20 protein-coding genes are annotated in these 20,038 nt (G+C 52.8%); 14 read left to right on the top strand and 6 right to left on the bottom strand.

Annotated elements, in window-relative coordinates; translation table 11 throughout:
* Window positions 1-33: 33 nt before the first annotated feature.
* The 3 genes from WKJ04_RS03120 (at window position 34) to WKJ04_RS03130 (ending at window position 2,009) form a co-directional block, all read left to right on the top strand.
* Entirely contained in the window at window positions 34-954 is a 921-nt protein-coding gene (locus WKJ04_RS03120) for a glyoxylate/hydroxypyruvate reductase A (RefSeq protein WP_337879074.1), read from the top strand.
* Window positions 954-1,727 (top strand): enoyl-CoA hydratase-related protein, encoded by a 774-nt coding sequence (locus WKJ04_RS03125; protein ID WP_337879075.1) that lies wholly within the window; start codon window positions 954-956, stop codon window positions 1,725-1,727. The genes WKJ04_RS03120 and WKJ04_RS03125 overlap by 1 nt, the downstream gene beginning before the upstream one ends.
* Before the next feature lie 147 nt (window positions 1,728-1,874).
* Entirely contained in the window at window positions 1,875-2,009 is a 135-nt protein-coding gene (locus WKJ04_RS03130) for a hypothetical protein (protein ID WP_337843000.1), read from the top strand.
* A 1-nt stretch (window position 2,010) separates the two neighbouring features.
* On the opposite strand, the gene smrA is transcribed toward WKJ04_RS03130, so the two are convergent.
* Window positions 2,011-2,589 carry a DNA endonuclease SmrA gene (gene smrA, locus WKJ04_RS03135; RefSeq protein WP_337879076.1) on the bottom strand — a complete coding sequence of 193 codons (579 nt, stop codon included), beginning with the start codon at window positions 2,587-2,589 and terminating at the stop codon, window positions 2,011-2,013.
* Window positions 2,590-2,693: 104 nt separating this feature from the next.
* Between smrA and WKJ04_RS03140 the strand changes: the two genes are divergently transcribed.
* Complete coding sequence (locus WKJ04_RS03140) at window positions 2,694-3,059, top strand: hypothetical protein (RefSeq protein WP_337879077.1); 366 nt, start codon at window positions 2,694-2,696, stop codon at window positions 3,057-3,059.
* On the opposite strand, the gene WKJ04_RS03145 is transcribed toward WKJ04_RS03140, so the two are convergent.
* Window positions 3,053-3,535 (bottom strand): hypothetical protein, encoded by a 483-nt coding sequence (locus tag WKJ04_RS03145; RefSeq protein WP_337879078.1) that lies wholly within the window; start codon window positions 3,533-3,535, stop codon window positions 3,053-3,055. The genes WKJ04_RS03140 and WKJ04_RS03145 overlap by 7 nt on opposite strands.
* Entirely contained in the window at window positions 3,535-4,869 is a 1,335-nt protein-coding gene (locus tag WKJ04_RS03150; RefSeq protein ID WP_337879079.1) for a M20/M25/M40 family metallo-hydrolase, read from the bottom strand. Before WKJ04_RS03150 ends, WKJ04_RS03145 begins: the two co-directional genes overlap by 1 nt.
* A 119-nt stretch (window positions 4,870-4,988) precedes the next feature.
* Between WKJ04_RS03150 and WKJ04_RS03155 the strand changes: the two genes are divergently transcribed.
* A complete protein-coding gene (locus tag WKJ04_RS03155) occupies window positions 4,989-5,384 on the top strand; it encodes a response regulator (protein WP_337879080.1) in 396 nt (131 codons plus the stop codon).
* Window positions 5,385-5,479: 95 nt separating this feature from the next.
* The gene (locus WKJ04_RS03160; protein ID WP_337879081.1) at window positions 5,480-5,794 is read left to right on the top strand and encodes a metalloregulator ArsR/SmtB family transcription factor; all 315 of its coding nucleotides are present in this window, start codon (window positions 5,480-5,482) and stop codon (window positions 5,792-5,794) included.
* A gap of 12 nt (window positions 5,795-5,806) precedes the next feature.
* Here WKJ04_RS03160 and WKJ04_RS03165 read toward each other — a convergent pair whose 3' ends face one another.
* The 3 genes from WKJ04_RS03165 to WKJ04_RS03175 form a co-directional block, all read right to left on the bottom strand.
* Window positions 5,807-6,859, bottom strand: a complete 1,053-nt coding sequence (locus WKJ04_RS03165) for a methyl-accepting chemotaxis protein (protein WP_337879082.1) — start codon at window positions 6,857-6,859, stop codon at window positions 5,807-5,809.
* Window positions 6,860-7,129: 270 nt separating this feature from the next.
* Window positions 7,130-7,660: an inorganic diphosphatase gene (gene ppa, locus WKJ04_RS03170; protein ID WP_337879083.1), complete on the bottom strand. Its 531-nt coding sequence runs from the start codon at window positions 7,658-7,660 to the stop codon at window positions 7,130-7,132.
* A 72-nt stretch (window positions 7,661-7,732) separates the two neighbouring features.
* Window positions 7,733-8,704: a class 1 fructose-bisphosphatase gene (locus WKJ04_RS03175; protein WP_337879084.1), complete on the bottom strand. Its 972-nt coding sequence runs from the start codon at window positions 8,702-8,704 to the stop codon at window positions 7,733-7,735.
* Window positions 8,705-8,918: 214 nt separating this feature from the next.
* Here WKJ04_RS03175 and mpl point away from each other — a divergent pair, with 214 nt between their 5' ends.
* The 8 genes from mpl (at window position 8,919) to WKJ04_RS03215 (ending at window position 20,035) form a co-directional block, all read left to right on the top strand.
* Complete coding sequence (mpl, locus tag WKJ04_RS03180; protein ID WP_337879085.1) at window positions 8,919-10,268, top strand: UDP-N-acetylmuramate:L-alanyl-gamma-D-glutamyl-meso-diaminopimelate ligase; 1,350 nt, start codon at window positions 8,919-8,921, stop codon at window positions 10,266-10,268.
* Window positions 10,268-10,882 carry a flavin prenyltransferase UbiX gene (locus WKJ04_RS03185; RefSeq protein ID WP_337879086.1) on the top strand — a complete coding sequence of 205 codons (615 nt, stop codon included), beginning with the start codon at window positions 10,268-10,270 and terminating at the stop codon, window positions 10,880-10,882. The genes mpl and WKJ04_RS03185 overlap by 1 nt, the downstream gene beginning before the upstream one ends.
* The gene (locus WKJ04_RS03190) at window positions 10,879-11,805 is read left to right on the top strand and encodes an ABC transporter ATP-binding protein (protein WP_337879087.1); all 927 of its coding nucleotides are present in this window, start codon (window positions 10,879-10,881) and stop codon (window positions 11,803-11,805) included. Before WKJ04_RS03185 ends, WKJ04_RS03190 begins: the two co-directional genes overlap by 4 nt.
* Window positions 11,802-12,566, top strand: a complete 765-nt coding sequence (locus WKJ04_RS03195) for an ABC transporter permease (RefSeq protein WP_337879088.1) — start codon at window positions 11,802-11,804, stop codon at window positions 12,564-12,566. Before WKJ04_RS03190 ends, WKJ04_RS03195 begins: the two co-directional genes overlap by 4 nt.
* 159 nt (window positions 12,567-12,725) lie before the next feature.
* Window positions 12,726-13,751 (top strand): LacI family DNA-binding transcriptional regulator, encoded by a 1,026-nt coding sequence (locus WKJ04_RS03200; RefSeq protein ID WP_337879089.1) that lies wholly within the window; start codon window positions 12,726-12,728, stop codon window positions 13,749-13,751.
* Window positions 13,752-13,926: 175 nt separating this feature from the next.
* Window positions 13,927-16,587 (top strand): TonB-dependent receptor, encoded by a 2,661-nt coding sequence (locus WKJ04_RS03205; RefSeq protein ID WP_337879090.1) that lies wholly within the window; start codon window positions 13,927-13,929, stop codon window positions 16,585-16,587.
* A 64-nt stretch (window positions 16,588-16,651) separates the two neighbouring features.
* Window positions 16,652-18,916: an alpha-N-acetylglucosaminidase TIM-barrel domain-containing protein gene (locus WKJ04_RS03210; protein ID WP_337879091.1), complete on the top strand. Its 2,265-nt coding sequence runs from the start codon at window positions 16,652-16,654 to the stop codon at window positions 18,914-18,916.
* A 42-nt stretch (window positions 18,917-18,958) separates the two neighbouring features.
* A complete protein-coding gene (locus WKJ04_RS03215; RefSeq protein WP_337879092.1) occupies window positions 18,959-20,035 on the top strand; it encodes a hypothetical protein in 1,077 nt (358 codons plus the stop codon).
* The last annotated feature ends 3 nt before the right edge of the window (window positions 20,036-20,038 follow it).

Below are 20,038 nucleotides of genomic sequence, written 5' to 3' on the forward strand. Positions count from 1 at the left end.
TGTGTGACAGGTAGTTGAACTTTTGGTGATGAGATGTCGTTAGCATTGGTGATCCCCGACCGTAAACTGGGAACCCTGGTCGATAAACTGCAGGTTTTGTTGCCAGGGGTACTGATTCAGCAGTGGCCGGATTACAGTGCGCCGCAGCAGGTGCAGATGGCAGTGGTATGGAAGCAGCCTGCAGGGTCGCTGGCGGCATTGACTCAGCTGAAAAGCCTGCAGTCTTTTGGGGCTGGTGTGGATACCATTCTGTCGGATCCGACGCTACCAGACCTGCCACTGAGCCGTATTGTCGACCCGCATCTGACTCAATCGATGCTGGGGTATCTGCAGTCGGTGCTGGGCTATTATCAGAACCGGCTGGACCTGTTTGGGCGTCAACAGCAGCAACAGCAGTGGAAGCCGAAAAGCCCGCGGCCGATCCGGCATATTGCGGTGCTGGGGCTGGGCGAGCTCGGCGCTGCCGCCGCCTGCCACTTCGCTTCGCTGGGCTATCAGGTGTCCGGCTGGGCCAGGTCACAAAAGCAGTTGGCAGGGGTGGCTTGTTACGCCACTGAACAAGGGTATGCAAAAGCTGTGGCTGACGCTGATCTGGTGATTTGCCTGTTACCTCTGACAGCAGACACAGAGAACTTCCTGAACGCTGACCGACTGGCGCTGTGCAAAGCTGGCGCTATTCTGGTCAATGTGGCCAGAGGTGCCGTGCTGGATGATGAAGCTTTACTCCGGGCACTGGAGACTGGTCAGCTGGAAGCAGCCTGCCTGGACGTATTTCGGCAGGAACCTTTACCAGCGACAGATCCATATTGGTCTCATCCTGCTGTGCTGGTCACTCCGCATTGTTCAGCGGTGACGAATGTGGATACAGCTGTGGCACAAATTGCTGAAAACTATCACCGGACCTTAAATGGGCTACCTTTAGTGCATCTTGTGGATAAAATCAGGGGCTACTGATGGCTGCTTTTGAACTGTCCCGCCACCAGCATGTGGCGCTGTTAAGTCTGACATCCGGTCAGAAACGTAATTTGCTGACACCGCCATCCGCAATGGAAATAGCGGCCGCAGTGAAACAACTGGCTTTTGAACCAGAAATTAAAGTGTTGTGTGTGCAGGGGTCTGAACAAGCTTTTTGCGCCGGGGCCGATCTGTCTGTGCTGCAGCATGCTGCAGATGGCGATGGCTCTGAACTGAAACAGTTGTATCAGGCGTTTACCGCTGTGGCCGATTCGCCGCTACTGACTATAGCTCTGGTCAATGGCCCTGCGGTTGGGGCCGGTATGAATCTGGCGATGGTGTGCGACATTCGGCTCGCCAGCAAAGATGCCTGGTTTGAAAGCCGGTTTTTCCAGCTGGCGTTGCATCCGGGCGGAGGCCATGGCTGGTTATTGCCACAACTGATTGGCTGGCAACAGGCGATGGCGATGCTGTTTTGCAATGAACGCCTGAGTGCTGAGCGAGCCTGGCAATATGGTTTGGTTAAAGAAGTGATGGCCGCCGAGCAGTTGTGGCCACGGGCGCTGGAAATGACTGCTGAGCTGGCGATAGTCCCCGCTGAGCTGCTTCGCCAGACCAAACAATCGATGCGTGAACTGCAACATTGCCATCAGCATGCCCAAGCGGTGGAATTTGAGTTTCAGCAGCAGTTTTACAGTATTCAGCAACCCGCTGCCCGTGAAGCTATTGCAGCTCTTCAACAGCGTTTATCAGAGAAAAATACCGGCCTTTGACGAAGGGAAACAGCCGAACCACAGAAAAATGATGTAATTCAATGTAAATCTTGTAACTAAACAATAACTTGTCTACACTGGACTTCGGACTGTTCACAATTCCGAAAAATCAAGAAGAATTACATATTTTTAACTGAGGTTTTCAGTATGCGTAAAGCGTCCAGTCGGGGTTTTGGCTTTACTGCAATCGCCATTTTGGTGGGGTTAATGGCATTGTCAGCGTTTTTAACCAAAGCAGAAGCTACACCTGCTGACCAGGTTCAGGTGCAGCAATCTGAATAAATTAACGTTTTTGGTGACGTTCGCGGTTTTCCCGCTTCTGATCGGCGTTTTTCTGCAGCAGGATATAAGTGGCGGCATAACCTCCGTGCTGTTTTTGTGCAGTATGGCAGGCCAAAACTTCAGGTATTTGCTGCAACCATTTGAAACAATAGCTTTTTAATATAGCTGGGTGCGGTTTGCTTTCTTTACCCATACCGTGGTGCACCAACAGGGTCCGAATTCCGCGCTGATGGCATTCATGCACAAACTGAAAAAGTGCCGCCCTGGCTTCCACCAAACCTTTGCCCAATAACATCTGAGTAGCCTCCAGCTGGTATTTACCCAGCCGGAGATTACGGTAAACCCCTTCCTGTACACCATCTTTTTTATAGGCCAGCACTTCATCAGGTTTGACCAAATCGACGTATTCCATACTCAGGTAATTGGGATCGTATTCCATTTCCTGTTCGGCCGCCTGCCGCCTGGCCAATTGTGCCAGACTGGGCTGATGTTCCCCATTTGGGTCGGCTAAAGCATCGGCTTTCAGCCGTTTGACGCCAGCCATTTCCTGTAGGAATAATTCCAGATCTTCGTCTTGCATTGCTGCACTCTCCACCTGCTCTGGTACTGCGGTCAGGCAGTTAAAAGATAATAAATTGTTAATATGAACTACGCTTAACAGGTCACTGTCGCAAGGAGGCGATTATGTTACCCGATAAATTGTATGAGGCTTTGCCTTATTTGTATCTGGCCAGCGGAGGTGTGACAACCTTATGCAGCCAGTCATTTTTTACTTTGTTGCCAGCCATGCTGCTGTTTACCACAGGTGCCTGGACCTGGGTGATCCGCACGGAAAAACGCAGGAATTCATATGCATTGCGTTTTCAGACCAAAACAGGCTGGCCTTTCTGGTGGTATGAATTTTACCCTTTTGTGTTAATGCTGAGTGGTCTGGTGCTGTTAGGGCAGGGGCCGAATGGATTCTGGTCCCTGCCGGCAGTGGTTGCTCTGGTATTTGGTTTGCAGTTTTGGTGCAGCAGGCTGAGCTGCCGCACCAAAGGCATTTACTGACGACTGAGGTAGAGCAGCGCTGCCACCGGGCCCTGTTGTTGTTTCACCTGATATTTGATGCATTGCTCGGTTTTTTGTTCGGAAAAACACAAATACAGACTTTGTTCCTGTTCTGATAATACAGCCCTTTGCTTGGTGTCCAGAATACGCCCTTCGCCACCAAACCAGCCTGGCATATAGACACTGGAGGTGGTCATGCCTGCCGTTTGGTAATGCACCAGCTGAGGTTTTGGACAAATCACCACAGCGACCAGCAGCAGAACGGCCAGACCCAGCCAGTATTTGGCTTTACTGGGTTTGACTTCAGGTTCTGTGACAGCTTCAGCACGGGCAGGGGCGGACGCCGAGCCCACATAGCCACTGCGCACTGGTGCCGCAGATGCTGCGGCAACAGGTTTTTTTGCCTGGCCTTTTTTCAGTAACTTCTGCTTTTCAGCCTCCGAAAGTAAGGAGGTTTTTTTCAGTTCTTTTGCCATTATTTGCGTAAATCAACCGTACTATTCGCTACAGTGTCGGTCATCAGCAACCAGGCTTGCAAGTTTTGTTTCAGTGCCTGCGGGTCAATTTTGTCCAGCGTGTCGTTGGGCGTATGGTGATAATCGAAATAGTCGGTGCCGTCCTGCATCAGGCCAATCACAGGCACACCAGCCGGAACCAGTACGGATACATCCGGCCCGCCATGGGTGTCATTGCCTCCTAACTCAATTCCCAGATGGGCCATTTTTTGCTGCAGGCTCTTGGCAAAAGGCAGGGCCTTTTCACCAAAGCGGCTTTGCAGCTGCCAGATTCTCCCTGCGCCGAAGTCTGATTCTGCAGCCACCACATGCTTCGCCAGTTCCTGCTGGTGTTGCTCTGCATAAGCACGGGCACCCAACAAACCACCTTCTTCATTGCCATACAGCACAACCCGGACCGTGCGTTTGGGTCGTTGCTGTTGCTTCAGCAACGCAGCCGTCGCCATCACCAGACCCACACCAGCACCGTCATCCAGGGCGCCGGTGCCCTGATCCCAGGAATCCAGGTGCGCTCCAATCAGCACGATTTCCTCTGGCCGTTCAGAGCCAGTGATTTCAGCAATCACATTCTGACTTTTGGCCTGCTCCAGCTGATTGTTCATCTGCAGTTTCAGCACCAGCTTGTCTGTCTTGGTCAGCATTCGGGCCAGATTTTGTGCATCCGGAACGGACACCGCCACGGCAGGAATAGCTGGCACAGCCGGATCATATTTCATGGTGCCTGTATGGGCGAATCTGTTGTTGCTGGTGCCCACGGAGCGGATAAGGATAGCCTGGGCGCCCAGTTTGGCGGCTTCAACCGCACCACGTGCCCGTGCTGCGACCACCTGGCCATAAAAAGAACCGGATTTATCTTTCAGCATCGGCTTGTTAATAAAGACAATTTTACCTTGCACCTGGCTTTTGTTTGCTTGCTGCAACGCTTCGATACTGTCAAACATCACGACTTCCGCGCTAATGCCATGCGCCGGAGTGCCAATGGAACCGCCTAAAGAGGTCAGAACCAACGGCTGAGGAAAAGGACTGACGACTTCCAGGCTGGCCTGGCCGCGGGTCCAGCCCGGCATCTCAAATGCCTCTGTCCAGACCTTGTCATAACCCAAGGCTTTAAAATGACGCACAGCCCAGTCCGCGGCCCGGCGGTCGGCTTCGCTTCCCGCTATACGAGGACCGATTTCAGTGGTCAGCGATTCGACTAACTGATACGCCAGATCTTGATTTAAAACTGTTGTGGCTGCAAACACGGGAAAAATTGCGCTAAGGCTCAGGCCGAACAGCAGTGAGCGAATTTTCATCTTTTCATTCCATGGTGTAGTTGTTAAATTAACCCGACTCTAACACGGGATGTTCAACCGCTGCAGTGCTGTTTCGACTAACAGCAAGGTGATGCGGCCAAAAGATTTAAGGACAAACAATGACTTCCTCTTGGTGTTCGGCCCTGATCATCGATGACACTGCGGCAGTTCGCAGTTACTTATGCCAAATTCTGAAGCATCTGGGCGTTGGTCCTGTCTATGAAGCGGCCGACGGTTACCAGGGCAGCCTGCTGTTTAACCAGCACAAGCCTCATATGGTGTTTCTGGATATTCAACTGCCTGACGTGAATGGCCGTCAGTTGTTACGTCAGCTGAAGCAACAGCAGCCAGATTGCCAGGTGTTTATCTGTTCTGCTTATTCCTCAGTGGAAAACCTCAAAGATGCCGTTGCAGGTGGTGCCGGTGCTTTTATTGTCAAACCTTTTGCCTCAGAGCGAATTCACCAGGTGGTTCAGCCTGTATTGAAAGCAAGCCGCCTCTCTTTGCCTGGCTAAGCCCAAAGGGCCTGAATACGCGACAAACGAGAACACCTCATATTGTTTGGTTATTTGGCTTCGCGGCATAATGCTGTCTCTGTTTTTGAGATGTTATGGCACAGATGAATTTAGAACAGATGCTGACCAACTCCGCGCAGGCAGCGCGGCTGTTAAAAGCCGTTGCTAACGAAAGACGTTTAGTGATCCTGTGTTATTTGTTGGAAAACGAATTATCGGTCACAGAGATGAATGAAAAGTTGGGGCTGAGCCAGTCGGCTTTGTCGCAGCATCTGGCTGTGCTGCGTCGGCAGAAACTGGTGAAAACCCGCAGGGACGCTCAAACCGTTTACTACCGCTTGCACAGCCATGAAGCGCAGGCCTTGATAGGCCTGCTGGATTCTTTGTATGGCGGACAAAGGCCAACCTGACCGGCTTTCCGTTTAACCCACCAGAGTCTGCAGTGTTTTTTGCAATTGCTGCTGACGCTCTGCAGATTGCAGCATGGCGTCATCGATGGTGCGAATATACCCCACCATCGCTTTGGTTAAATGCTGCTGCTCATCAGTGGCGGTAGCAATTTCCTGATTCATCGCACAAATCTGGCCTATGCTGTCGGTGATGTCTTTCAGCGCATCCCCAGCCTGATGGGCGCTTTGCACACTGGCATTGGCCTGCTCACTGCTCAGCTGCATTTTCAGCACAGCCCCTTTCGCGGCGTTTTGCAACTGTTCTATTGTCTGCTGAATTTGTTGGGTGGATTGTTGAGTACGGGACGCCAGGGTTCTGACTTCGTCGGCCACCACGGCAAAACCACGGCCTTGTTCGCCGGCACGGGCGGCTTCTATTGCGGCGTTCAGTGCCAGCAAATTGGTTTGTTCGGCAATGCCGCGGATCACTTCCAGCACAGCACCGACCTGATGGGTGTCCTGTTCCAGCTGACTAATAGTGGAGGACGCCTGAGTCAGGTAGTCGGCCAACTGGCCAATATTGGCTACCGTGGCTTCGACAATTTTCTGTCCCTGATGCGCTACCTGGTTGGAATGATTGGCCGCTTCCGCTGCCAGATTGGCACTTTGCACCTCATCCAGCACACTTTGGTTCATGGATTCAATCATCTGACGGGTTTGTTGCACGGCTTGCTGCTGGTGCTGTTGTTGGTGCTTGTCGTGTTGGGACAATTGCTGCAGCTCGTGGCATAACTGGTGCAGTTGCTGTTGCTGCAGCTGAACCCGCTGTTGCGCAGCCTGATGCTGCTGCCACCATTGGTTCAGTAAAGCATGTTGCCGGCCCAATGGTCCGGTTTCAGTCAGCGATTGAAGCGTGCTGCTGTCCTGGCGCAGTGCAGCCACTAACCAGTCCTGCTGTTGCTGCTGGGCTGCGGCAAAGGGACTCAGCAACAGCAGTTGCCACAGCCACTGAGCACAGAGCAGCAAGACCAGACCCAGCGTCCACCAGGCGGATAACTCAGTGCCTGTCAGCACTAAAGTCAGCACAGCAGCGAGACCGACAAAAAAAGGAAGGAGAAGGCAACGCGTAAGCGCAGAACTGAACAAACCCATAAAATGCTACCCTGACTGCATTGGCAGTATCTGTTGTTGTTATTGTCACTGTGCCTTTGGCTGGTTCACCGAGCTTCAGGCGAGTGGTGAACATAACAGATCTGTCACCGCTTTTTTATCCGTTTTGCCCGTTAGGCGGAAATTTTTTTTCCGCCAATAAAAAACGGCACCTGCAGGTGCCGTTTTTTTAGATGAAGCAGTTTGTTACTTCTGCTGAGCCCGTTCAAAAGAACTGACAATTTCCGCTTTGGCTTCCGCTTTGTCGCCCCAGCCAATCACTTTTACCCACTTGCTCGGCTCCAGCTCTTTGTAACGCTCGAAGAAGTGCTGGATTTGGTTTTTCAACAGTTCTGGCACATCGCCAATGTCCTGAATGTGGTCGTAAATTTTGGTCAGTTTGCTGACTGGCACCGCCAGTACTTTGGCATCTTCACCTGATTCGTCCGCCATTTTCAGCACGGCCACAGGACGGCATTTGATCACCGCGCCCGGCACCAGAGGGTAGGGGGTTGGCACCAGCACGTCCACCGGGTCTCCGTCTAACGACAGCGTCTGATTGACGAAACCGTAGTTGCATGGATAAAACATGGGGGTGGCCATAAAACGGTCCACCCAAACGGTGCCGGTGTCTTTGTCCACTTCGTATTTGATCGGGTCGGCATTGGCCGGGATTTCAATAATAACGTTGATTTCGTCTGGCAGATTTTTACCTGCAGCCACCTGGCTTAAGCTCATGGTCTAATCCTCTTCACTGAATTTTGCCGCCTATTATAACGACGGCCGTAAAAATGGCTACGTTTTGCTGTATCAGGCTTTATGGTAATTCAGACAACTGTCGACTTCGTGACGGGAGCCCAGGATCACCGCCACCCGCTGATGAATATCCACCGGCTGAATTTCCATAATACGCTGGTAGCCTGTGCTGCTGGCACCGCCGGCCTGTTCCACCAGCATACTCATGGGGTTGGCTTCGTACATCAGGCGCAGCTTGTCTGGTTTATTCGGGTCTTTTAAATCACGTGGGTAGGCGAAAATACCACCGCGGCATAAAATACGGTGCACATCACCGACCATGGCGGCAATCCAGCGCATATTGTAGTTTTTGCCGCGAGGCCCTGCTTTACCCAACAACAAATCATTGATATAGGCTTGCATCGGTGCTTCCCAGTGACGCTGGTTCGACATATTAACGGCAAACTCGGCCGTCACACCCGGAATAGCCACTTCTTCCTGCGTCAGCAAAAATCCGCCATAGGTTTTATCCAGTGTATAAAGACGGGTCCCTTTACCTGTGGTCAGTGCCAGCATGGTGGAAGGGCCATACAGTACATAACCGGCTGCAATTTGCGCTGTGCCCGGTTGCAGGAAAATGGCCGGGTCGGCCGGGTCAGCGTTTTTGGGCGCTGGCAAAATAGAAAAAATGGTGCCAATCAGGCTGTTGATGTCGGTATTGGACGAACCATCCAGCGGGTCAAAGGTGACCAGAAACTGGCCATTTGGGTTGCCTGCGACTGTGCTTTCTTCTTCTTCAGATGAAATCGCCATCACCAGACCGGTTTCCAGAATCATGTCTTTGAGCAGTTCATTGGCCAGCACATCGAGTTTCTTCTGCGTTTCGCCCTGAATATTTTCATCCAGTGTCGAGCCTAAAACACCGGACAGGGCGCCCTGTCCCACCCGGAATGAAATTTCTTTACAGGCAGCCAGAATGGTTTTGATTAAGCTGATAAGGTCTGCATCAGCGCCATCCTGACGCAGTACCGGAGCCAAACGACGCATAAAAAATCCTTTATTTAGTCAGAGGTTAGATAAGTAGCCCCGTTTTTGTGTAGGGTAGGTGTGGGACTGACGGTTGCTAGTTTAATCAAGTTCAGCGCAATTTGCAGTCAAGCCATGGTTTTATTTATGTCAGTCATAGTTCAGCGGGCTGCTATCTGCATCTTCGCTTCGTTTGGGTATAGAATGCCGTAACGCTGTAGTGAGGATGGATCGTATGCATATTCATATTTTGGGGATTTGTGGCACTTTTATGGGCGGAATAGCCGCTATTGCCAAAAGTCTGGGTCACAAAGTCACGGGGTCGGACGCTAATGTGTACCCGCCAATGAGCACCCAGCTGGAGCAACTGGGCATTGAACTGACACAGGGGTATGACCCGGCTCAGCTGGAGCCCGCGCCGGATTTAGTCATTATCGGCAATGCGATGTCTCGCGGTAATCCGGCTGTGGAGTATGTACTGGACCGGAACATTCCCTACAGCTCAGGCCCACAGTGGCTGGCTGAAGAAGTGCTGCATCAACGCTGGGTGCTGGCCGTGTCCGGCACTCATGGTAAAACCACCACCAGCAGCATGCTGGCCTGGATCCTGGAGTATGCCGGCCTGACCCCCGGCTTTCTGATTGGCGGTATTCCGCAAAATTTTGATGTGTCCGCCCGCTTGGGGGACTCGCCGTTTTTTGTCATTGAAGCCGACGAATATGACACCGCATTTTTTGATAAACGTTCCAAATTTGTGCATTACCGGCCCCGTACTCTGGTGATCAATAATCTTGAATATGACCATGCCGATATTTTCCCGGATCTCGCCGCTATTCAGCGCCAGTTCCATCATTTATTGCGCATGGTGCCTTCAACAGGTCTGGTGTTAAGCCCGGCTCATGTTGAGGCTGTGGATCAAACTTTGGCGCTGGGCTGCTGGAGTGAGCAGCAGCGTTATGGTCAGGACTGGACTGTGCAGTTGCTGAAAGCCGATGGCTCAGCTTTTGCGCTTTGTTATCAGGGCGAGCGGCAGGGCGAACTGCACTGGTCTTTATTAGGCCAGCACAATGTGGAAAATGCGGTGATGGCGATTGCGGCCGCCCGTCATGCCGGTGTCCCTGTGGCTGTGGCGCTGGATGCCATGCAGCAGTTTGTCGCACCCAAACGCCGGCTGGAACTGAAAGGCGTGAAGCGGCAGGTGGCGGTGTATGACGATTTTGCCCACCATCCAACGGCCATTGCCACCACCCTGCAAGGCCTGCGCGCTAATGTGGGGAAAGCGCGCATTCTGGCCGTGCTGGAGCCGCGTTCTAACACCATGCGGCTGGGTGTGCATAAAGCCGCCTTGCCGGATTCACTGCAACTGGCCGACGACGTGTATTTGTTTGAGCCGGCCAATTCCGGCTGGTCGATGGCTGACGTGGCCGCGCAAATGCCTGGCCGCGCTTATGTATTTCAATCCATTGAATTATTAGTGGCTGCGTTGGTTGAAAAAGCCTCTGCCGGTGACCATATACTGGTGATGAGTAACGGCGGTTTTGGTGGCATTCACCAAAAGCTGCTGGATGCACTGGAACATTCATAATGACCAAAGAAATGACGCTGGCTTTTACCGGCGCTTCGGGGGCCGGCTATGGCTGGAGCCTGTTACAAAACCTGCTGGCGCAGGGCGTCAAAGTGCATTTGCTGATCTCAAGCGCCGCCCGGGTGGTGTTTGCCACCGAACAGAACATCAAGTTGCCGGGCGGTCCTGAAGCCTGCCGCGATTTTATTCTGCAGCAGTTTGCGGCGCCGGCTGAACTGTTGGCGGTGTATGGCAAAGACGACTGGTTTTCACCTTGCGCATCCGGCTCTGCTGCGCCTAAACAGATGGTGATTTGCCCTTGCTCTACCGGCACTGCAGCGGCTATTGCCCATGGCTTGAGTGACAACCTGATTGAACGTGCGGCGGATGTGGTGCTGAAAGAACGGGGCCAGCTGATTCTGGTGCCGCGCGAAACACCACTGAGTACCATTCATCTGGAAAACCTGCTGAGCCTGAGTAAAGCCGGCGCTGTGGTGATGCCAGCGGCGCCTGGTTTTTACCATCAGCCAAAAACGCTGCAGGATATCGAAGATTTTATGGTGGCCCGTATTCTGGATCATCTGGGGCTGGCCCAACAGTTAATCCCACGCTGGGGTTATGGAGAAACAAAATGACGCTGGCGTTACGTATTCGCAGTCTGAAGAAACAGTACAAAAGTGGCACAATTGCGCTGAAAGGCATTGATCTGGATGTAAAACAGGGCGACTTTTTCGCGTTGCTGGGCCCCAATGGAGCCGGTAAAAGTACCACCATTGGCATTATCAGTTCCCTGGTGAACAAAAGCAGTGGCTCAGTGCAGGTGTTTGACTACGACCTGGATACGCAGCTGGAAGATGCCAAAAGCCAGCTGGGCCTGGTGCCGCAGGAATTTAACTTTAATCAGTTTGAAACAGTGCTGCAAATTGTGCTGAACCAGGCTGGTTATTATGGGGTGTCACGCGACCTGGCGCTGGTACGGGCTGAGAAATATCTGGGGCAACTCGGTTTATGGGAGAAGCGCCATGCCCGTTCCCGTGAACTGTCAGGCGGTATGAAACGCCGCCTGATGATAGCCCGTGCGCTGATGCACGAACCCAGGCTGCTGATCCTGGATGAACCGACCGCTGGGGTGGATATCGAGCTGCGCCGCTCGATGTGGGAATTTCTGAAAGAGATTAACCAGCAAGGGGTGACTATTATCCTGACCACCCACTACCTGGAAGAAGCCGAATCTTTGTGCCGCAATATTGCCATTATCGACAAAGGCGAAATTGTGGAAAACACCAGTATCAAAGCCTTGTTGGGCAAACTGACCAAAGAAACTTTTGTACTGGATTTTGCCGTCGGTGGCCCTGCGCCTCAGCTGGATCAGTACCAATGGCGTCAGTTGGACGACCACAGCATTGAAGTGGATGTGGAAAAGGCGCAAGGCCTGAACGCAGTGTTCAGTGCGTTAACAGCACAGGGCATTACCGTGCTGTCGATGCGCAATAAAGCCAACCGGCTGGAAGAGTTATTTGTCAGCCTGGTGGAACAAGGGCGGGGAGCCAACACATGAAGTACCGTATTGCCTTACAAAGTATTCTGTACAAAGAAACCAACAGATTTATGCGGATTTGGGTGCAAACCCTGGTGCCGCCCGCCATCACCATGACGCTGTATTTTGTTATTTTTGGTGCTCTGGTCGGGTCCAGAATTGGTGATATGGGTGGCTTCAGTTATATGGAATTTATAGTGCCAGGCCTGATTATGATGGCGGTGATCACCAACTCCTATTCGAACGTCGCTTCGTCGTTTTTCAGCGCCAAGTTTCAGCGCAATGTCGAAGAGCTGCTGGTGGCGCCTGTGCCCAACTACATCATAGTCCTGGGTTACATGGGGGGAGGGGTCGCCCGAGGTTTGCTGGTCGGTGTCATTGTCACCCTGCTGTCGCTGTTTTTTGTCGATATTCAGGTGCACCATGCGCTGGTGCTGGTTTCAACCGTGGTACTGACGGCCATGCTGTTCTCCCTGGCCGGGCTGATTAATGCGGTCTATGCCAAAACCTTTGATGACATCAGTATTATTCCGACCTTTGTGCTGACGCCGCTGACTTACCTGGGTGGGGTATTTTATTCCTTAAGTCTGCTGCCACCATTCTGGCAAGGGGTGTCACAAATCAACCCTATTGTGTATATGGTGAATGCCTTCCGTTATGGTTTTCTGGGGGTCAGTGATGTGCATCTGGGCTTGGCGTTTGGCGTGATCCTGCTGTTTATTGGTGCCTTTTTTGGTTTTGCAATGTACCTGATCAGCACTGGCAGAGGCTTGCGCAGCTAGCCCGGTGAAATGCAGCTCTTATGAAATCATGGGGGTAAACAGGCTTGGACAGTGAAGCATTGAGGGTATAAAGTCGGTAAGTCTCTTACTGTTAAGAGTGTTCAAGCAGTATCCTGATCGGTTGGTGTTCAGTGACATCTGCACAGCAGAATGGAAGCTATGACCGCTAAAAAACCTACCATCAAAGATGTGGCACGCCTGGCCGGCGTGTCCTTCAAAACTGTGTCCAGGGTGGTGAATAACGAAGCCTGGGTCAGTGATGAAATCAAAGCCAAAGTTCAGGCTGTGATCGAGACGCTGAACTATCAGCCTAACCGCACCGCCCGGCTAATGCGTACCGCGCCTTTTTCGCTCGCTTTTGTTTATGACAACCCCAACAGCCACTATGTGATTGAAATGCAAAACGGCATTTTATCCGAGTGTCGCCGTAAAGGCTTTGAGCTGGTGATCCATCCGACGGACTCAGGGTCTGATTTAGTGCGTCAGGAGCTCAGCACCATGATTGGCAGTAATCAGGTGGGGGGGGTCATCCTGACTCCGCCGCTTTCGGAAAACAGCGAACTGGTGCAACAGCTGCTGGCCCAACAGGCTAAAGTGGTACGCATTGTGTCAGGTGCCGCGCCGCCGGATGAACTTTGCCCAACCATTTATGTGGATGACGAAGCGGCTGGCCGCGCCATGACTGAGTATTTGTTGGCTCAGGGCCACAGCCGTATCGCTTTTCTTGGTTACCGCGCTGACCACCGGTCCTCGGTCGGCCGCTACCGCGGTTACTGCACGGCCTTAGATAAGGCAGGTATTCCGCTTTGCCCCGAGCTGGTGATCAGCGGTGATTTTACCTTTGATTCCGGTGTCGCTATGACGGAACAGTTGCTGGCATTACCTGAACCTGCCACTGCTTTGTTTGGTTGTAATGACGAAATTGCCGCCGGTGCTTTGTTCGCTGCCCGGATGAAACAACTGGCGGTACCGGCTGATCTTTCCATCGTTGGTTTTGAAAACAGCCCCTTCTCCCGCCAGACCTGGCCCAAGCTCACCACAGTGCATCAACCCAATGCTGACATGGCTGCAAAAGCAGCTGCCATGCTGATTGCACTGATGCTCGAGCCCGAGGAACAGCCTCCTCATTGTGGCTTTCATTTGCAGCTTGTTGTCCGTGACTCTGTGGAAAAATTAACTAAGTAATTGAAATTTATATGGTTAAATTAACTGTCAACGTTGTCAGTATTTTTATTGACAACGTTGACAGGTTGCTGATAACTTGAACTCAGAGTGATGAATAAATCACCGATCAAAACGCTCCGGATCGAAGGAGAGGCGATCACAAAAACAACGTTTGGCAACGCAGAGAGCACAGGTTATGAGCAGGTTGAATCAATACACAGTAGGCAAAAAAACTATTCTCGCATCACTGATGGCAACATTACTGGTGCCGGCTTTGACTCAGGCGCAACAAGCAAAAGCCACTGAGGATGAAGATATTGAAGTGATACAGGTGAGTTTCCGTGGCAGTCTTGCTGCGGCAGCAGATATCAAACGTCAGGACACCAAAGTCACAGACGCCATCACCACAGAAGATATTGGTAAGTTCCCCAGTGAAAATATCGCCGAAGCCATCCAGCGTATTCCTGGTGTGCAGATTTCTAACGTCAATGGCCGCGGTTCAACCATCAGTGTCCGTGGTCTGGGTTCGCAGTATGCGCGCACCACGTTAAATGGCCAGAGTATGGCCAGCGCTGATTTTACCAGCGGTTTCCGCTTTGACATTATTCAGACTGAACTGGCGTCCACCATCGAAGTGATCAAATCGCCATCGGCCAATATGGATGCGGGGGGGTTATCCGGCACCATCAATATTGATACCGCTTCACCTTTGTCTTTCAGCGACCGCAAAGTGCTGGTGTCTGCCAAAGGTCAGTACTCCGAGTTTTCTCCGACCGAGGATGTTACCCCCAAAGCCAATGCGACTTACATTGACCAGTTTGCCGACGGCACTGTCGGCGTGCTGTTGAATCTGGGCTACCAGGAACTGGATGACAGAGTGGACAACTTCTGGATGGATCGTTGGTTTGTTGATTCAGCCACCGGGGATGTCACTCCGCGCCGTCCGCGTTACCGCCGTATTGATCGTGAAACGGATCGTGAGTTGTTTAACGGAACTGTGCAGTGGCGTCCGAGCAGTGCGTTTGAAGCCAAGCTGACTGCTGTCTATGCGGGGGACGACACCAGGCAAGATCTGAATCAACAGGTGTTCCTGTTTAACGCCAACCAGATCACCCGGTTGGGGGCGGCAGAAAACGGCCTGTACAACCAAATTCAAATTAATAACTTCACCACAGAAAATAACCGCCAGCTGGAAGAGAAAGACGCGACCTCTGACGCTTACACGCTGGAAATGGACTATGACTGGGAAGACTGGACTTTCAGCTCGGTGCTGCATTACACCTCAGGTGATGCCACCCACAATGAAGAAGCGGCTATTCTGGCCACTGTGATTTCACAGGCCACTCTGGATATTTCCAACCCGTCCAATGTGCTGTTTGACATTGCAGATAACCTGGCCGATCCGGCGCTGTACCCGGCTGTGATGCCCCGCAATGAATACCCGAATGGTGCCACCCGTCTGATGGAATCGGATGAAACTGCTGCCCAGTTTGACGCCACCCGTGGTCTGGACTGGGGCTGGTTTACCCGTCTGACCACAGGGGTGAAGTACCGTAAAGAAACACTGGCCCGCGAAGTGTTCCGTACCGACCGTGCCACCATTGGGGATGCGGACCCGGCTGACTTGCCTTCGATGGCGGCAACAGGTTATCTGGTGACAGATTTCCTCGACAACAAAATGGGTATACAACACAGCTGGATTGCACCGAATATTCAGGCCTACCGTGACGCGCTGGCCGCTGAGGGGGTGACTGTGCCTACCTTGTTTGCCGCTCAGTCCAGTTACTCGATGGACCGCGAAATTATGGCGGCTTATCTGATGGCTGACTTTGAAACTGAACTTGCCGGCATGCCGCTGCGTGGTAATTTTGGTGGCCGTTATGAGCAAACCGACCGCGACGTCAATACCTACCTGACCGGCGACACCCACCCGGACAACGAAGAAATTAAGCTGGCCATCGGTGAGCTGACACAAAGCTATGACTACAGCAACTTCTTACCAAGCGCCAACCTGGTGCTGGAATTAAATGATGAGATGCAATTACGTCTGGCCGCTGCCAAAGTGCTGGTGCGTCCTATCCTGACCTCCAACACTCAGTTGGCGCCGTCCGAAACTTCAGCATCCAACTCCGTTGGCAGCCGCACGTACACTGTGAATCTCGGGCAGCCTGAACTGAAAGCGCTGACGGCCAACCAGCTGGATTTTGGCTGGGAATGGTATTACAGCGAAGGGGATTCACTGACCGTCAACCTGTTCCAGAAAGACATCAAAAATGGCACTGTCAGTGAGCTGGTCTGTCCGGATTCCTACAACGGCACCGCTTTGTCGATGTCCGGCTCTGAGTGTGTAGACAGCACAGGCAATATCTACGACATCACCGCCATTTATAACGACAGCTCAGAGCTGACGGTCAAAGGCTATGAAGTGGGCTGGAACCAAAGCCTGAGTGCCTGGTTGCCGGTGCCTGGTTTTGGTTTAAGCTCGAACTACACCCGCATTCTGGTGGATGAAAGTGAAGGTTTTACGCTGACCAACTCGTCAGAGCAAACCTGGAACATCACGGCCTATTGGGAAAATGACAGTTTCAGCGCCCGGGTCGCGCTAAACCACCGTAGTCCTTATGTGCAGGAAAGCAGTGATGCCTTCTTTGCCCGTGAAGGCCGCACTGTGGCCGGTCGTAACCAGGTGGATCTGCTGTTAGGCTGGAACATTGATGAACAGTGGGCTGTTAACTTTGGTGCACTGAACCTGAATGGCAAAGATGAAGAAGCCTACCGGGAGGAGCTGACCCGCGCCTGGCAAACCACCAGTGTGATTGGCCGCAGCTATTACCTGGGCGTGAGTTTTAATCTGTAACCGGCAGGATCAGCCCGGTGCTGAACCGGGCTGATCTGTTCAACTGAACCAACAGGATTTTCTGATGTATCTACCTAAGTTTTCGCGGGCTCTGGTGGCAGCTTGTGTGGTGTCAGGGCTGTTAAGTGCCTGCCAGCCAGCACCAGAAGTAAAAAGCAGCGAACCCGTTGCAGCCGCTGCGCAGCTGAGCGGGGTAACACCAGTGCTGGAATTGCTTGAGCGCATCACAGGCAATCCGCCGGCCAATCTGCACCTTCAATTGGTGCAGGATGGTGAACCCGACTGGTATCAGCTGGAGGCTAGAGACGGCCAGCTTTATGTCAGCGCCAATGCGCTGACGGCACTGAGTTACGGCACTTACCAATACCTGCGGCAAACCGGTGCTTTGTCGGTCAGCTGGGAAGGTAACAGAGTGGCGTGGCCTGCCCAGTTTGCTGACTATCCAACACAGCGGGTTACCTCATTGTTTGCGCAGCGCGCCTATCTGAATGTCTGTGCTTATGGCTATTCCAGCCCTTGGTGGGGTTGGGACCGCTGGCAGCAGGAGTTGGACTGGATGGCTCTGCATGGTGTGAACAATCCGGTCGCGATGGAAGGCCAGGAATACATCTGGCAACAGTTGTGGCGTGAATTTGGGGTGGCTGATACGGAACTTGCCCGTTATTTTTCTGGGCCAGCTTTTACGCCCTGGCAGCGCATGGGCAATATTGAAGGCCATGAAGGGCCATTGCCCGACAGTTACATTCAGAAAAAGCGGGTATTGCAAAAGCAAATTCTCAAACGCATGAGCGACTATGGCATGAAGCCTGTGGTGCCAGCCTTTTCCGGTTATGTGCCAAAAGAGTTTAAAACGCTGTTTCCACAGGCCAACATTTCAGCCATGCCGAAATGGTCTGGCTTCGCCCATGAAACCTACTGGCTGGACCCAGCGGACCCCTTGTTTGCCAAAGTTGCCAAACGTTTTATCGAACTCTATAACGCCGAATACGGCACCCAGCAGTACTACCTGATGGACGCCTTTAACGAGATGTTGCCGCCTGTGTCAGAGCAGCACCGCTATCAGGATCTGGCCGGTTACGGCGAAGCTTTGTATCAATCATTGGCGCAGGCGGCACCAGACGCGGTGTGGGTGATGCAGGGCTGGATGTTTGGTTCCGACCAGCACTTTTGGGATCTTGCATCCATTGAAGCCTTTTTAAGCCGGGTGCCGGATCAAAAACTGATGATCCATGACATTGGCAATGACCGCTTTGACGTCTGGCAAAAAGCCAAAGGTTTTTACAACAAACAATGGGTCTTTGGGTTTATCCACAATTATGGTGGCAGCAACCCTGTCTATGCCGATCTGGATTACTACCGGGATAAAGTCTTGGTGGCCATGCAGCATCCCGACAAAGGCAATCTGACCGGTTATGGCGTGTTCCCTGAAGGCATTCACAGCAACTCGGTGGCTTACGAATTTATGTTCGATCTGGCCTGGCAAGGGCAGGCCGGGGTGACACTGAGCTGGCTGGAACACTACCTTAAAGCCCGCTACGGCCAGACCAGCCCGGCTTTATTGTCGGCCTGGAACAAAGTCTACAAAGCGGTATTCAGTACCAAATACTGGGAGCCACGCTGGTGGGAAGGTTCGGCTGGTGCTTATCTGCTGGCCAAACGCCCGTCTCTGGAGTACCTGCGCTACACAGGTGCACCGGGCAATCTGGCGCTGTTGGATCAGGCTGTGCGTGAATTAGCAGCATTACCTGCAACAGAACGTTCGACCTTGTTGAGTTACGACCTGGTGGATTTTGCCCGCCATGCCGCGTCACAGCATATCGACATGCTGCTGCAACACAGCATGCTGGCCTATCAGCAACACAAAGTGGCGGAAGCTGACTTACGCCGCCAGCAAGCGAAGCAGCTGATGCTGGCGACCGATGCCTTAATGGCAGGGCAGCAGGAAAGCCTGTTCAGCTGGGTAGCCGACGCCAGAGCTTATGCGGACAATGAAGCCGATGCGGCCCTGTACGAACGCAACGCCAGATTGCAGGTCAGCCGCTGGGGCGGCAACAAGCTAAAAGACTATGCCTCCAAAGCCTGGCATGGCCTGTACGCCCAGTATTACCTGCCGCGCTGGGAGCTGATGCTGGACGAACTGAAGCAGGCTGCCATACAAGGCAAAGTGCTGGACGAAGCCAAAGTGGAACAGAAACTGCTGGCCTTTGAACAGGCCTGGCTGGAGCAGCCGCTGGCCGCGCCTTTGGCTGCACCGGCCGACCCTTATACCGCCGTGCAACAAATCCAGCAGCTGATCAGTGACAGCAAGGCGGCTCCGTCTAACTTGTAAACCTTTTTTCGGCCGCAGCTCAGGTGCGGCCAGGATAGTACTATGCAGAACCCACGTTTATTGGCGTTAGATTTATTCAGGGGCCTGACCATTATTCTGATGATTATGGTCAACAGCCCCAACACTTATGGTGAGTTTTCCCATGCCTATTGGGATGGCATTACCTTTGCTGATTTTATCTTCCCGTTTTTCCTGATTATTGTCGGCGTGGCCATTGCGATTGGCTTTCGGCCTGCAGAGCGCAGCAGTGCTGAGTTATCGGCCTTACGGATCAAGGTGCTGCGCCGCACCCTGATCATGTTTGTTCTTGGGCTGGTGGTGAACCTGATGTACCTGAAGTTCAGTGACGTCCGGCTGCTGGGGGTGCTGCAGCGTATCGCCATTGTCTATATGAGCTGTTCCTTTTTGGCACTGCATTGCAGCAGCAAGCGGCTGGTACAGATCATGGCGGCCATTTTGCTGAGTTACTGGCTGCTGATTTTATGGGTACCGGCGCCTGGCTTACCGGCCGGGCAACTGGAGCGGGGGGCGAACCTGATCAACTGGTTTGACAGTGCTTATCTGCCGGGCATGTTGTGGCGCGGCAGCTGGGACCCGGAAGGCATTCTCAGCACCTGGCCAGCGGTAGCCAGTGGCTTGTTTGGCGTAGTCATGGGCCGGCTGGTGCTGCGTTATAAGCAGGACTTGCCACAACTGGTGATGGCGCTCTTTGTGCTGGGCTTTGCCAGCTTTTTGCTGGGCTTGCTCTGGAGTTTGTCCTTCCCGCTGATCAAACAAATCTGGAGCAGCTCCTTTGTCCTGGTGACCAGCGGCATGGCCAGCATGGTACTGGGGCTGCTGATTTGGTACACCGACGTGCGCGGTTATCACTACGGCACCCGGGTGCCGCTGATCTTCGGTGCCAATGCCATCGTGGCTTATGTGCTGCATGTGGCACTGGAAAAACTGCTGGAAGTGCCGCTGGGCGGGCTTTCTGTGCATGAAGCTTATCTGCAGTTTGCACAGCAGGCCGGGCTGGATAGGTTTTCCAGCGCCGCACTCTGGATAGTGGCATTTCTGCTGCTGTGTTACCTGCCGGTCTGGTGGCTCTACAAGCGCAAGATATTCGTAAAAATTTAACGC

The sequence above is a fragment of the Rheinheimera sp. genome (genome assembly GCF_037442345.1).
GTDB lineage: Bacteria > Pseudomonadota > Gammaproteobacteria > Enterobacterales > Alteromonadaceae > Pararheinheimera.